This is a genomic window from Duganella lactea (genome assembly GCF_009857505.1).
Classification (GTDB): domain Bacteria; phylum Pseudomonadota; class Gammaproteobacteria; order Burkholderiales; family Burkholderiaceae_D; genus Rugamonas; species Rugamonas lactea.
Genome location: NZ_WWCP01000014.1, coordinates 1 through 13,488 on the forward strand (window position 1 = coordinate 1; position 13,488 = coordinate 13,488).

Genomic DNA, 13,488 nt, shown 5'->3' on the forward strand with positions numbered 1-13,488 from the left:
ACCATAGAAACGGCACCACGCCCAAGAAGGTTCTTGCACCGGGCGGTGAACTGCACCTCGACATTCCACGCGACCGCCTGTCCAGTTTTGAGCCGCAGCTGGTGGCGAAAGGCCAGCGGCGCATGCCTGGCTTTGACGACCACGTGATCAGCATGTACGCACGCGGCATGAGCGTGCGCGAGATCCAGGGGCACCTGCTGGAGCTGTACGGCACCGAGGTGTCGCCGATGCTGATTTCGACCATCACGGACGAGGTGATCGAGGAAGTCACCCAATGGCAGCAGCGTCCGCTGGAAACGATGTACCCGATTGTCTACTTCGACGCCTTGCGCCTGAAAATCCGAGACGAGGGCACTGTCAAGAACAAGGCCGTCTACTTGGCGCTGGGTATCCGCGCCGACGGACGCAAGGAAGTGCTGGGGCTGTGGATCGAGCAGACCGAGGGCGCCAAGTTCTGGCTGAAGGTATTTAACGAGCTCAAGAACCGTGGGCTGGACGATATCCTGATCGCCGTCGTTGACGGCCTGCGCGGCTTCCCAGAAGCCATTGAAGCGGTATATCCGCAGGCGCAGATCCAGACCTGCATCGTGCATCTGATTCGCAATTCGACCACGCTGGCAGCCTGGAAGGACCGTAAGGAGCTCGCTGCGGCTCTGAAGCCCGTCTATCAGGCCGCCAATGCCGATCTGGCAGCAGCGGCGCTGGACGAATTTGAGGCCGGGCCGTGGGGCAAGAAATTCCCGACCGTGGCGGCCATGTGGCGGCGCCAATGGCAGCAGGTGATTCCATTCTTCGCCTACCCGCCGGAGGTACGCACCATCATCTACACTACGAACGCCATCGAGAGCCTGCATATGCGCCTCAGGAAGATCGTCAAGAACCGTGGTCACTTCCCCAGCGACGAGGCGGCGACCAAGCTGCTGTTCCTGGCCTTGCGTAATATCGAAAAAGATTGGAAGATGCCACAGCGGACTTGGAAGCTGGCGGCCAATCAATTTGCCATCATGTTTGGCGAACGCTTCACGAACGCGATTAACTAAAAACCGGCCCCGCACACACAGAATTTCTTACACGTCCGCGGCGTGCAGGGCTAAGTTTTGGTCCCGACTGGCTGATGCCACTCTCTCAGGTCACCGGCGCTGTGTGCGCTTTTTATGTTGGTCTGCGCGGGACCGTTGTATGGGGTGTACTGCTCATCCTAGGAATCGGAATTACCTTGGTCAGCTGGATCGCCAAAATGTTATGGCGGTTCGTCTTTCAGGCGGCACATGACGCGTGTCCATAAAGTGAACTACCGTGCTGCTGCATTAAGCTTTCGTGTGAGTGAGTTCCGCAACCTTGGCAGGCTGATGATATCCCCTTGATGTATGACATTCACTACAGGAGCCAGCTCATCGGGGTTGGCAGCGAAGTATCGGTCGGCACACGCCATCAAGGTTTTGCACTCGAAGGGAAAGCTCGACTGCATCACCATCGCGGCGACACGAAAGATATTGGCCTCTCTACCATTTTCGGCATCAATAGGCACATCGACAGATCGCGCTGCCAGCACACATCTGTCTAACATAATTGCCTCGCGGTCACGTGGATTCATGATGCTGAATGGCGTTGTACGCGGAGCGGGATTTACAGTCGTCCAAATTTCTCATGATCGGCGTGCATCTGCTTCAGCACGTCCAGAGATACGCCTGAATTGTGAAGCATATTGGAAAGGAAGTCTTTCAATTCCAGCCATCCGACGTTATGTCCTTTGCCTCGGAGCTCTGCCTCCGCCTTGTCGTGACAAGCGCCTTTATGAGTTAGCCGTGCTTCATTTGTGTCGCCCTCTGAACTAAGGCTAGCAAAAACAGCAGCGCCGAGTGCTGCATCATCAATCCATGTACCGCACACATCACAACAAATAATCGGCAGTGTACGATCAGACTTACGTATCAACTTTAACATACAAAATCCCTGAGCTTATTACGAAAATTCTTAAGAGGCCTGCCGGAACTGAATGAAGCCCATAACGGAAAAGGGGGGAGCGTCCGTTCTTCTTAAAGTCCTATAGCTCGCTTCTCGGCAGCATCGCGGCGTTCCAACATTTCTTCTAACTCTGCCGAAGTATCGGCGATACAGCTCCAGAAAAGTTCCGTGGAGTCGACGTTCTTCAGGCGCGCCACTTCACACAGCTCACGCATAGTTTCACTCTCGCGCAAGTGCTCCAAAGTGATGCCTAAAGCGTCGGCCTCTGCCTGATCTAATGCGTCAATACGAGCCTTGACATTGGGAAAACCAGCGAGGAATCGCATACGTCCCTTTTCAAGCTTTTCATCGGTAAGTCTAGTCATGTCATTTCCAATAATTAAGGGAGATTGAAGACCGTTGTTTCGCCTTTAAATGAAACGGCCCTTCAGATCAGCAACTGATATGGCATATATAGTAGCAGCGATTAAAACATGGGGCATTAGCGAAATGCAGAGACTACGCTATAGGCAAGCAGGCCAAACAGTATGAGCCTTACTATCGTTTCGATGAAATTAGGGAAGCGCTGCTCAAATGCCCATCGGAATGGTGCTGCCCGGACCTTCGCCATATAACTCCGATTGCTATCAAGTTGTCTCTGCAGCTCGGTAATCTCACGATCGTTCTTCTGACGCTCAGTAAGCAAGAACGTCATGTAGCCATGCAGGTCCAGTTCACGGATATTCTCTTTCCAAGAATCGATATCTACCAATTGCGCTGCTCGCATTGGCTTTGACATACCTGATGCCTTGCTTCCATCAGCATATTCGAATTCAAGTCCGAACTGCTCGTAGTACCGATTTCGACGCTCCTTGTTTCCCTCGTATGCTTGCCCCGCAAGGAGGTGGATTGGCAAAATGGTGGCATCTGGCCAACGCTTAGCCCACGACACGACTTCGTTCATGAGGTAGGTTCCGAATCGTTGTCCTCGCAAGCGCTCCATTTCGACAATCACATAGCCCATGTTATAAGGTCTAGCCGCCGACAGCGATATCTTCGGCTCATTTCCAAGATTTGAGTAACACGCAGTAAACCACCCCTTCTTCGATACGTCCCATGAATAGTCCTTTGAAACGATCTCTGTATATGTGATTTCAATGTTGGCCTCAAAGACGCTTCCATCTCGTTCATCGAGACGCTGTTGCTCCTCGCGCTGGATCAACAGGTACGCAATAGGATCACCTTCAGGCTCTGATTTCCTTCGCACTTCAACCACATAAGTAGCAGGTTTCGCTGCTACGCCATGCTTCGTTTCGTTGATCTTTATTGTCGGTATAGCAGCTCTGGTGATGGCCATTTATTTCGCTTAGGTATTCTCACTATTGGCGGCATCCGAGCTCTGCAAACGTTCCAGCTCGCGCAGGAGCCTAGCTTTGGTTTCATCAAACATGCTCGTCGCTCGAACAAAGCGGCCAAGCCTAAATGCAGAGTAAAGGTAGATGGACAGCCCAGTTATCCAACAGATTGCCGATGGTAGATTCGGAGGACTTTCTGTGGATGGCATCAAGTGTATCCCCCAAAGAAGGACACCAGCTCCGCCTCATGATACGCCGGTCAAAATCGATTCAGCGAGGTAGACGATCTGGAGTTGCGTCGATCCATTCATCCTGACGTAAAATTCCAAGTCCCGTTGCACCATAGGGAGGCGGCGCTTAGAATAAATTCTAAACAGTTCAGCGCGAGCACTGATATAGCCAAGCGCCAAACTAACAATCGCCGTCGGAAGGTAAAACCAATCTAAGAAAGCCATGTCAATCCAGTCAAAGGGTTAAGAAACGAATTTGATATACACACTTAGGAGCATCCCCGCACACAAAATTTTTTCTAGTGGGCGCGGCGCAACTGCGGCAGATTCCACGGCAGCAAAGACTCGACCTCAGCGGCCGTCTTCAGATAGGGCAATGTCATGAACACATGCCGCAAATAGTCGTGCGGATTCAAATCATTGGCCTTCGCCGTCTGCACAAGGCTGTACATCAACGCATTAGCACGCATACCATCCACGGTGTCCGCGAAAAGCCAGTTCTTCCTACCAGTGGCGACGGGACGTACCTGCCGGGACTCGTCTTGAATGCTCCGATAGCCATAGCTGCTGCTGCGCTCCTCGGAAAGTGCGCCATTTATTATTCCCCTTCGGAATTTTTTGTACTCTAAATGACCGCTTATTACCTGACTTTCCAAGGCAAACCTCGCTATCTTCTGGACAATAAATCGCCAACATCGTCATCAGCGGATCTGAATTGACGTGAATTGAATCTATCCAGCAAGGAGATGTTGCCATGCGGAATTTTTTTGTGCAAGCTGGACGACCACCGCTATGTCATCGTCCAGCTCGACACATCTATCCTGACGGATGTTCCGCCCTAGCAGAGTGGAACAGGGGGGAGGGGCGCCAGCTACATCATGGCGCGTCATATGAAAAAAGCCGGCAGAAGCCGGCTTTTCGTGGTGTGAGGAACTGATTAGTTCTTCGACTGGTCAACCATCTTGTTCTTGGCGATCCAAGGCATCATGGCGCGCAGCTTGGCGCCGACTTCTTCGATCGGGTGCTCGGCGGTCAGGCGGCGACGCGAGATCAGGGTCGGTGCGCCTGCTTTGTTTTCCAGGATGAACGATTTGGCGTATTCACCGGTCTGGATGTCCTTCAGGCACTGACGCATGGCGTTCTTGGTGTCTTCGGTCACAACCCGTGGGCCGGTCACGTACTCGCCGTATTCGGCGTTGTTCGAGATCGAGTAGTTCATGTTGGCGATGCCGCCTTCGTAGATCAGGTCGACGATCAGTTTCAGTTCGTGCAGGCACTCGAAGTACGCCATTTCCGGCGCATAACCAGCTTCGGTCAGGGTTTCGAAGCCGGCCTTGATCAGTTCAACCGCGCCACCGCACAGCACCGCTTGTTCGCCGAACAGGTCGGTCTCGGTTTCTTCACGGAAGTTGGTTTCGATGATGCCGGCCTTGCCGCCGCCGTTGGCCGATGCGTACGACAGGGCGATGTCACGGGCGACGCCGGATTTATCCTGGTACACGGCGATCAGGTGTGGCACGCCGCCGCCCTGGGTGTAGGTGGCGCGCACGGTGTGGCCTGGTGCTTTCGGCGCCACCATGATCACGTCCAGGTCGGCGCGTGGCACGACTTGACCGTAGTGCACGTTGAAGCCGTGGGCGAAGGCCAGTACCGCGCCTTGCTTGGCGTGCGGCGCGACGTTTTCGTTGTAGACCTGGGCGATGTTCTCGTCCGGCAGCAGGATCATGATGACGTCGGCGGCTTTGACGGCCTCGTTCACTTCGGCGACCTTCAGGCCGGCGTTCTCCACCTTGGCCCACGAGGCGCCGCCCTTGCGCAGGCCAACGGTCACGTTGACGCCCGATTCGCTCAGGTTTTGCGCGTGGGCGTGGCCCTGCGAGCCATAGCCGATGATGGCCACGTTTTTGCCTTTGATCAGGGAGAGGTCAGCGTCTTTATCGTAGAAAACTTTCATTTTTAATCCTAGTAAATTCGTTATGTATGAGTTGCGTGCTGCTTAAACTTTGAGGATGCGTTCGCCGCGTCCGATGCCGGAACCGCCGGTACGTACCGTCTCCAGAATGGAGGCACGGTCGATCGAGTCGATGAACGCGTCGAGCTTGCTCTTGGCGCCGGTCAGTTCAATCGTGTAGCTCTTTTCGGTGACGTCGATGATGCGGCCGCGGAAAATATCCGCCGTGCGCTTCATCTCTTCACGCTCCTTGCCCACCGCGCGCACCTTGATCAGCATCAGTTCGCGTTCGATGTGATGGCCTTCGGTCAGGTCCACCACCTTCACCACTTCGATCAGGCGGTTCAGGTGCTTGGTGATCTGCTCGATGATGTCGTCCGAACCGGTGGTGACGATGGTCATCCGCGACAGCGTCGCGTCCTCGGTCGGCGCCACGGTCAGCGTCTCGATGTTGTAGCCGCGTGCCGAGAACAGGCCCACCACGCGGGACAAGGCGCCGGCTTCGTTTTCCAGCAATACAGAAATAATATGTCGCATGTTAGAGATCCTCCGAACCCAGCAGCATTTCGGACAGACCCTTGCCGGCTTTAACCATCGGCCAGACGTTTTCCGATTGATCGGTGATGAAGTTCATGAACACCAGCTTGTCCTTCATCGCGAAGGCGTCGCGCAGGGCGCCGTCGACGTCGCCCGGTTTCTCGATGCGCATGCCGACGTGGCCATAGGCCTCGGCCAGCTTCTCGAAGTTCGGCAGCGAATCCATGTAGGACTCGGAGTAGCGCGAACCGTAGTCGATCTGCTGCCACTGGCGCACCATGCCCAGGAAGCGGTTGTTCAGCATGATGATCTTCGGCGTCAGGTGATACTGCTTGCAGGTCGCCAGCTCCTGGATGCACATCTGGATCGAGCCTTCGCCGGTGATGCAGGCGACGGTGGCGTCCGGATTGGCCATCTGCACGCCCATGGCGTAAGGCAGGCCGACACCCATGGTGCCCAGACCGCCCGAGTTGACCCAGCGCTTGGGCTGATCGAACGGGTAGTACTGCGCGGCCCACATCTGGTGCTGGCCGACGTCGGAGGTGATGAAGGCGTCGCCCTTGGTCACTTCCCACAGCTTTTGCACCACCGATTGCGGCTTGATGACCAGGTCGGACGGGGCGAATTTCAGGCAGTCGCGGCCGCGCCATTCCTGGATCTGCTTCCACCAGGATTTCAGCGCCGGCTGATTCGGCTTGGCGTCCGACGCGTCCAGCTGCGCCAGGAACTCGATCAGCACGTCCTTGACGTTGCCGACGATCGGGATGTCCACTTTGACGCGCTTGGAAATCGACGACGGGTCGATGTCGACGTGAATGATCTTGCGCGGATTCGAGGCGAAGTGCTTCGGATTGCCGATCACGCGGTCGTCGAAGCGGGCGCCGATGGCGATCAGCACGTCACAGTGCTGCATCGCCATATTGGCTTCGTAGGTGCCGTGCATGCCGGGCATGCCGACGAAGTTTTCGCTCGACGCCTTGTACGCGCCCAGGCCCATCAGCGTGTTGGTGACCGGGAAGCCCAGCTTGTCGACCAGTTTATTCAGTTCCGGCGAGGCATTGGCCAGGATCACGCCGCCGCCGGTGTAGATCATCGGACGTTCGGCTTGCAGCAGCAGTTGGACCGCCTTGCGGATCTGGCCGGAGTGACCTTTGTCGACCGGTTTGTACGAACGCATCTCGACCTCTTTCGGGTACGAGAAGGTCGTCTTGTGCATCGAGATATCCTTCGGAATATCGACCAGCACAGGGCCTGGACGGCCGGTGCGGGCGATGAAGAAGGCTTTCTTGACGGTCTCGGCCAAGTCCTTGACGTCCTTGACGAGGAAATTGTGCTTGACGACCGGACGGGTAATGCCGACCGTGTCGCATTCCTGGAACGCATCCTGGCCGATGGCGTGGCTCGGCACCTGGCCCGAGATCACCACCATGGGGATGGAATCCATGTACGCGGTGGACAGGCCGGTCACGGCATTGGTGACGCCCGGGCCGGACGTCACCAGCGCGACGCCGACCTTGTTCGACGAACGCGAGTACGCATCGGCGGCGTGGACCGCAGCCTGCTCGTGGCGTACCAGAACGTGTTGGAATTTGTCTTGCTTGAAGATGGCGTCGTAGATGTACAGGACGGCTCCACCCGGGTAACCAAAGACGTGCTCGACGCCCTCTTCGGCCAGGCAGCGCACCAGTATTTCCGCGCCAGTAAATTGATTACTCGATTGCGATGAAGATGCTTCGGTATTCATGAAACATTCCTTTCAAGGTCCATTGGAGATTGATCGGATGCTCTGTCCTGACGAAGTACACCTACCGCTACAGCTCTGCCCTGCCTCCCTTTACTTATGCGGTCGCACTGCCTCTTCCGTCAACCGTAGTGACGTGCAAAGCGGCGCTAACGCAAACTCTCGTTTGGCCGGGGTTTCCGTAGTGGTTATGCATACCTCTCGTGCTTGTGGCACGGGCGAGAGCAAACTGCCTACATATGAAAGCGCGTCGTGTCGTGTGCGGCGTTGTGTGCCTGCGGCGACCAGACCATAGAGCTTCGGGGTTGTTCAAAGCGTCCCATACGGTACACCGGCGCACCACTTTGAGCAAGGGATAATTCGGAAATTGATCCGTTTTGACGCAAAAGCATGCAAAACGCGACATTTTTTGCTAGCATGCGCCTCAGTTCAAAACACCCGGCAGCCCCCTCCCCGACGCATGGCCACAGACAAAGAATTATCCGACTTCCTCGAAAACGTCGAACGCCGGGCCTTCAAGCAAGCCGTTTACGCGGTACGCAAGGACGAATCCGCGCTCGACATCGTGCAGGACGCGATGATCAAGCTCGCCGAAAAATACGGCGACAAACCCGCCGCCGAATTGCCGGCGCTGTTTCAACGCATCTTGCAGACCACCATCCTCGACTATTTCCGCAGGGAAAAGGTTCGTAACACCTGGGTCAGCCTGTTCTCCGGCATGGGGCCGTCCGGCGGCGAGCATGAGGATTTCGACATGCTCGAATCCTACGCCGCCGAAGAAGGCACCGAGGCGGCCGAATCCGGCGCCGATAAGTTCGAGCGGCAGCAGATGCTGGACATCATCGATGCCGAAGTACAAAAGCTTCCGGCACGTCAACGCGAAGCCTTCCTGATGCGTTATTGGCAGGACATGGACGTCGCCGAAACGGCCGAGGCCATGGGCTGCTCGGAAGGCAGCGTCAAAACGCATTGCTCTCGTGCAACACATGCGCTGGCCGAGGCGCTGGCAGCCAAGGGAATAACATTATGAACACCGACGATCTGAATTTCGCTTACAAGGTGCGCCACGCGCTCAATGACAAGCTGGACGAGCTGCCCGCTTCGACCACAGACCGCCTGGCGCAGGCGCGCAAGATGGCGCTCGCCCGCAAGAAAGCCCATATGGAGGTACCGCTGGCGGTGCGCGTGGTCAGAACCGAGCTGGCGGCAGCCGGCGGCGGCTTCATGTCGCAGTTTAACTGGCTGGGCCGCTGGGGCATGCTGGTGCCGGCCCTGGCGCTGGTGGTCGGCATGGTCGGCATTTACCAGTACGAACAGCAGGAACGCATCGCCGACCTGGCCGAGATCGACGCCGCCGTGCTGTCGGACGAGCTGCCGCTGGACGCATACCTCGACCATGGCTTCAACGCCTACCTGACGCAAAGCGAGTAAGCCTATGGCATGGAGCAATCGCGCCAAGTGGGGCGCAGGAGCAGCGGTGGTCGCGGTGGCGGCCGGCGGCGCGTGGATCGTCGCCCAGCCGGACGCCGCCGACCTGATGACGGCGCCGGTGGCGGCGGTCACCGGCCACAAAACCGCCGCGCCACCGGAAAAAGTCATGTGGAAGGATTTGACGCCGGCGCAGCAACAGGCGCTGGAGCCGCTGGCCGCCGAGTGGAACGATATCGAGCCGATCCGCAAGCAGAAGTGGCTGGGCATCGCCAAGCGCTACGCTAGGATGAATCCGGACGAGCAGGCGCGCGTGCAGCGCCGCATGCGCGAATGGGTCGCCATGTCGCCCGAGGAGCGCCGCCAGATCCGCCAGAACTACGCCCGCGCGCAAAAGCTGAACCCGGCGCAGAAAGCGGTGTCGTGGGAGGAATATCAAACGCTGTCGGACGAGCAGAAGAAGGAACTGGCCGCCAAGGCCGCCACCAAAAAACAGGTGGTCAACCTGCCGACGCCGACGCAGGCCAAGATGCCGATGCCAGCACCGGTCAATCCGGCCGCGCCGGTGGTGCCGCCTATCCTGCCGCCGGTGGCGACGCCGCCGGCCGATCCCAACGTCCCGCTGCCGAACGCCTCCAACGTGACGCCGGTTCCACCGACCTCCACGCCGCCAACGCCTGCGGCCCCGACCGATGTCAAATAATCCGGTAAGCAAGCCAACCATCCGGCGCCGTCTGATCTCCATGGTGTACGAGGCGCTGCTCGGCTTCGCCGTACTGTTCCTGCCCTTCCTGATTTTCGAAGTCGCCACCGGCGGCAGCCACACGCCGCTGGTCGAACACATGCGGCAGGCGCTGGCTTTCCTGGTACTGGGCGCCTACTTCATTCATCAATGGACGCGCGAAGGCCAGACCTTGGCGATGCGCACCTGGCGCATGAAGCTGGTGAGCACCAACGGCGGCCCGGTGACGCCGCGCGTTGCCGTGGTCCGCTATCTGTTGAGCTGGATGTGGATTTTGCCGGCGCTGATCGTCGCGCTGGCGGCCGATCTGCACCGCTGGCAGGCGCTGGGCGCGATACTGATCGGCATCGCGGCCTGGTCGCTGACGGCCTTCTTCGACAAGGACCGCCAGTTCCTGCATGACAAGCTGGCCGGCACCCGGCTGGTGCAACTACCGCCGCTGGAAAAGAAAAAGAAAGCCGCGTCGGCGGCTTAGAACTTCTCGTAGTTTTGCAGGTAGCGCCATTCGCCTGATGGCAGGCTGGCCATGGAGATGCGGCCGACGCGGATGCGCTTCATGGAGACGACCTTCAGGCCGACTTCCTTGCACAGCTTTTCGATGGAGCCGAGCTTGAGGCCTTTGACGGCCCAGCGCAGACGCGTTTCGTTTTGCCAGCTTACCTTGCCGTTGATCTGGTTCAGTTGCTGCAAGCCGCCTTCCATGATCGTGCCGGAGACTTCAACGATGATCTCCTGCTCCAGCGATTCTTCCGACAGCTTGCGGTTGACGCGGAAGTCTTGGGTGAACACGACCAGGCCACTGGCCTTGACGTCCAGCGGCACCATCTCCTGCTGGCCGGTGACGTGGCGCTTGAGGAAGCGCTGTCCCGGCGCGGAGCGCGTCAGCGTGTCGGCCTTCAGCAGATGCAAGGGCTGCGCCGCGCCGGCGGGCTTGTGCAGCAGGATGGTGACGGGCGTGATCTCCAGCAGCGTGGCGTCGTCCGCCAGCGTGACCTGCTGTTCCGGCGCGACGCGCGCGCCCGCCTCTTCCACCACTACGCCATCGACGCTGACAAAGCCGCCTTCGATATACAGTTCGGCTTCGCGGCGCGAGCATTGGCGCTCGTCGGCGACTCGCTTGGAGAGACGTATCGTGTTATCCAAAGAAATCTCCAAATACAGTAATGGCACGGTCGATATCGTCGCGTGACGCGTCCATGTGGGTAACGATGCGCGTGCGTGGACCCAGCGACATGCGGATGCGGGTCAGTTCCAGCACATCGCCCAGGCCTTTCAGCACGAACTGCGGAATATCGACGTAAAAGATGTTGGTCTGCGGCGTACTGACCTTGAGGTTTTTCATCTTCGCCAGTTCGGCGGCGAAGTAGGCGGCGTTGTCGTGGTCTTCGGCCAGGCGCGGGATGTTGTGTTCCAGCGCGTACAAGCCCCCTGCCGCGATCACGCCGGCTTGACGCATGCCGCCACCCAGCATCTTGCGCCAGCGTTTGGCTTCCTTGATCAGCGGACGGCTGCCCAGCAGGACCGAGCCGACCGGCGCGCCAAGGCCCTTGGACAGGCAGACGGACACGGAGTCGAAGCCCGTCACCACTTCACGCGGCGTGATGCCCAGCTTGACGGCGGCGTTGCAGATGCGCGCGCCGTCGAGATGCGTGGACAGGCCTTTGTCGTGCGCCAGTGTCGTCGCCTGTTGCACGTACGCCATCGGCAGCACGCGGCCGTTGATGGTGTTTTCCAGCGCCAGCAACTTGGTGCGGGCGAAGTGAAAGTCGTCCGGCTTGATGCAGGACTCGATATCGGCCAGCGCGATGCTGCCGTCGGGCTGATTGATGATGGGCTGCGGCTGGATGCTACCCAGCACCGCCGCGCCGCCGCCTTCGTAACGGTAGGTGTGCGCTTCCTGGCCGACCAGGTATTCATCACCACGGCCGCAATGTGCCAGCAGCGCCAGTAAATTGGTCTGCGTGCCGGATGGCGCGAACAACGCGTCTTCAAAGCCGAACAAATCGGCGGCGTATTCCTGCAGGCGGTTGACGGTCGGGTCGTCGCCGTAGACGTCATCGCCGACTTCGGCGGCGTTCATCGCCGCGCGCATGGCGGCGCCGGGGCGCGTGACGGTATCACTGCGCAGATCGAGCCAGTTGTCCATTACGCCGCCTCTTCCGCGGTGAAGAAACGGGCATTCATTTCTTGCAGACCGACGGTGTCCAGCACTTCTTTCAAGCGCTCGGCCGGACGCTTGCGCGGCAGGTTCTTGTAGGTGGCGATGATCAGTTCATTCTTCATCGAGTGTTCCCAGCCCACCAGCTCCGTGACGGTGACGCCGTAGCCATGCGCTTCCAGTTGCAGGCAACGCAGCACGTTGGTGATCTGGCTGCCGAATTCGCGGGTATGGATCGGATGACGCCACATTTCGCTCAGCGGGGACTTACCCAGCGACTGGCCTTTGTTCTTCTTCAGCACCGAGGCCACTTCGGCCTGACAGCACGGCACCAGCACGATGTGCCTGGCCTTCTTCTTCAGCGCGAACTGGATGGCGTCATCGGTCGCCGTGTTGCAGGCGTGGAGCGCGGTGACGACATCGATCTGCGCCGGCAGCAGCTTCGACTCGGTGGACTCGGCCACCGACAACGGCAGGAAGGACATGCCGGGGAAGTTGAACTGCGTGGCCAGCTCCTGCGAGCGCGCCACCAGCTCTTCGCGCGTCTCGATGCCGTAGATGTGCGAGTCGTTCTGCAGCGCCTTGAAGAACAGATCGTAGATGATGAAGCCGAGGTAGGACTTGCCGGCGCCGTGATCAACCAGCGAGACGTTGTCCTTCTCAGTCAATACTTCCTTCAGCAGTGGCTCGATGAACTGGTACAGGTGGTAGACCTGTTTCAGCTTGCGGCGGCTGTCCTGGTTCATTTTGCCATCGCGCGTGAGGATGTGCAGCTCCTGCAGCAAGGCCACGGTCTGGCCTTCGCGGATTTCCGGCATGTTGTCGGCGCTGGTGACGGTGGCGCCAATCTTCGGTACGGGTTTCTTAGGCTGCTTCATCGATCCACGCCTGTTGAACTGCTTCGAGAACTTTTTCACCACCGCGCGACGTGTCATCGTCGAACTCTTCGAGCTCGATGATTTTGTTGTGCAGATCGGTGAAGCGGATGGTGGCCGGATCGAGATCCGGATACTTGTCGTACAGCGCTTCCGCAATCGCGGTGATGTCAGTCCACTTCATATCAGTGCCCGCCTTCGCTTGCGTGATTGATGGTGTACTTCGGAATTTCAACGACCAGGTCTTCGTCGGCGACCACGGCCTGGCACGACAGGCGCGACACCGCTTCCAGGCCCCAGGCTTTGTCCAGCAGGTCTTCTTCGGTTTCGCTGGCTTCGCTGAGTGAATTGAAGCCTTCGCGCACCAGCACGTGGCAGGTGGTGCAGGCGCAGGATTTTTCGCACGCGTGCTCGATATGGATGTCATTCTCCAGCATGACGTCGCACAGCGTTTTGCCGGCTTCGGCTTCAACGACGGCGCCATCCGGGCACAGTTTTGCGTGGGGCAGGAATACGATTTGTGGCAT

At 58.3% G+C, this 13,488-nt stretch carries 18 protein-coding genes; 5 read left to right on the plus strand and 13 right to left on the minus strand.

The window, feature by feature from the left end:
- A partial coding sequence (locus GTP44_RS13005; protein WP_161019777.1) for an IS256 family transposase occupies positions 1-1,040 on the plus strand: 1,040 nt, incomplete at its 5' end.
- Between the two features lie 251 nt (positions 1,041-1,291).
- Here the strand turns inward: GTP44_RS13005 and GTP44_RS13010 are convergent.
- The 8 genes from GTP44_RS13010 to GTP44_RS13045 form a co-directional block, all read right to left on the minus strand.
- A complete protein-coding gene (locus tag GTP44_RS13010) occupies positions 1,292-1,594 on the minus strand; it encodes a hypothetical protein (RefSeq protein ID WP_229256904.1) in 303 nt (100 codons plus the stop codon).
- Positions 1,595-1,626: 32 nt separating this feature from the next.
- A complete protein-coding gene (locus GTP44_RS13015; RefSeq protein ID WP_161019778.1) occupies positions 1,627-1,944 on the minus strand; it encodes a hypothetical protein in 318 nt (105 codons plus the stop codon).
- 92 nt (positions 1,945-2,036) lie between these two features.
- Positions 2,037-2,330, minus strand: coding sequence for a DUF6388 family protein (locus tag GTP44_RS13020; RefSeq protein ID WP_161019779.1), 294 nt, complete (start codon positions 2,328-2,330; stop codon positions 2,037-2,039).
- Positions 2,331-2,446: 116 nt separating this feature from the next.
- Complete coding sequence (locus GTP44_RS13025) at positions 2,447-3,301, minus strand: GNAT family protein (RefSeq protein ID WP_161019780.1); 855 nt, start codon at positions 3,299-3,301, stop codon at positions 2,447-2,449.
- 527 nt (positions 3,302-3,828) lie between these two features.
- Positions 3,829-4,185 carry a transposase domain-containing protein gene (locus GTP44_RS13030; RefSeq protein ID WP_161019781.1) on the minus strand — a complete coding sequence of 119 codons (357 nt, stop codon included), beginning with the start codon at positions 4,183-4,185 and terminating at the stop codon, positions 3,829-3,831.
- Positions 4,186-4,466: 281 nt separating this feature from the next.
- Complete coding sequence (gene ilvC / locus GTP44_RS13035) at positions 4,467-5,483, minus strand: ketol-acid reductoisomerase (RefSeq protein WP_160991476.1); 1,017 nt, start codon at positions 5,481-5,483, stop codon at positions 4,467-4,469.
- Positions 5,484-5,525: 42 nt separating this feature from the next.
- On the minus strand, positions 5,526-6,017 hold the full coding sequence (gene ilvN, locus GTP44_RS13040; RefSeq protein ID WP_090176958.1) for an acetolactate synthase small subunit: 492 nt from the start codon (positions 6,015-6,017) through the stop codon (positions 5,526-5,528).
- Position 6,018: 1 nt separating this feature from the next.
- Entirely contained in the window at positions 6,019-7,761 is a 1,743-nt protein-coding gene (locus GTP44_RS13045) for an acetolactate synthase 3 catalytic subunit (RefSeq protein WP_160991477.1), read from the minus strand.
- A 457-nt stretch (positions 7,762-8,218) separates the two neighbouring features.
- Here GTP44_RS13045 and GTP44_RS13050 point away from each other — a divergent pair, with 457 nt between their 5' ends.
- From GTP44_RS13050 to GTP44_RS13065, 4 genes are read left to right on the plus strand one after another with little or no spacing between them, the layout of a single operon-like run.
- Positions 8,219-8,788 (plus strand): RNA polymerase sigma factor, encoded by a 570-nt coding sequence (locus GTP44_RS13050; RefSeq protein WP_160991478.1) that lies wholly within the window; start codon positions 8,219-8,221, stop codon positions 8,786-8,788.
- The gene (locus GTP44_RS13055; RefSeq protein WP_161019782.1) at positions 8,785-9,189 is read left to right on the plus strand and encodes a DUF3619 family protein; all 405 of its coding nucleotides are present in this window, start codon (positions 8,785-8,787) and stop codon (positions 9,187-9,189) included. Before GTP44_RS13050 ends, GTP44_RS13055 begins: the two co-directional genes overlap by 4 nt.
- A 4-nt stretch (positions 9,190-9,193) precedes the next feature.
- The gene (locus tag GTP44_RS13060; RefSeq protein WP_161019783.1) at positions 9,194-9,889 is read left to right on the plus strand and encodes a DUF3106 domain-containing protein; all 696 of its coding nucleotides are present in this window, start codon (positions 9,194-9,196) and stop codon (positions 9,887-9,889) included.
- Positions 9,879-10,403, plus strand: coding sequence for an RDD family protein (locus GTP44_RS13065; protein WP_160991481.1), 525 nt, complete (start codon positions 9,879-9,881; stop codon positions 10,401-10,403). The genes GTP44_RS13060 and GTP44_RS13065 overlap by 11 nt, the downstream gene beginning before the upstream one ends.
- On the opposite strand, the gene GTP44_RS13070 is transcribed toward GTP44_RS13065, so the two are convergent.
- Genes GTP44_RS13070 through fdx form a run of 5 tightly spaced genes read right to left on the minus strand, consistent with a single transcriptional unit; the run spans position 10,400 to position 13,488 of the window.
- Positions 10,400-11,071, minus strand: a complete 672-nt coding sequence (locus tag GTP44_RS13070; RefSeq protein WP_160991482.1) for an RNA pseudouridine synthase — start codon at positions 11,069-11,071, stop codon at positions 10,400-10,402. The two genes, GTP44_RS13065 and GTP44_RS13070, sit on opposite strands and share 4 nt — an antisense overlap.
- Positions 11,064-12,074, minus strand: coding sequence for a low-specificity L-threonine aldolase (gene ltaE, locus GTP44_RS13075; protein ID WP_161019784.1), 1,011 nt, complete (start codon positions 12,072-12,074; stop codon positions 11,064-11,066). The genes GTP44_RS13070 and ltaE overlap by 8 nt, the downstream gene beginning before the upstream one ends.
- Positions 12,074-12,964, minus strand: coding sequence for a methyltransferase (locus GTP44_RS13080; protein ID WP_161019785.1), 891 nt, complete (start codon positions 12,962-12,964; stop codon positions 12,074-12,076). Before GTP44_RS13080 ends, ltaE begins: the two co-directional genes overlap by 1 nt.
- On the minus strand, positions 12,951-13,145 hold the full coding sequence (iscX, locus tag GTP44_RS13085; RefSeq protein WP_160991485.1) for a Fe-S cluster assembly protein IscX: 195 nt from the start codon (positions 13,143-13,145) through the stop codon (positions 12,951-12,953). Before iscX ends, GTP44_RS13080 begins: the two co-directional genes overlap by 14 nt.
- Position 13,146: 1 nt before the next feature.
- Positions 13,147-13,488, minus strand: coding sequence for an ISC system 2Fe-2S type ferredoxin (gene fdx / locus GTP44_RS13090; protein WP_160991486.1), 342 nt, complete (start codon positions 13,486-13,488; stop codon positions 13,147-13,149).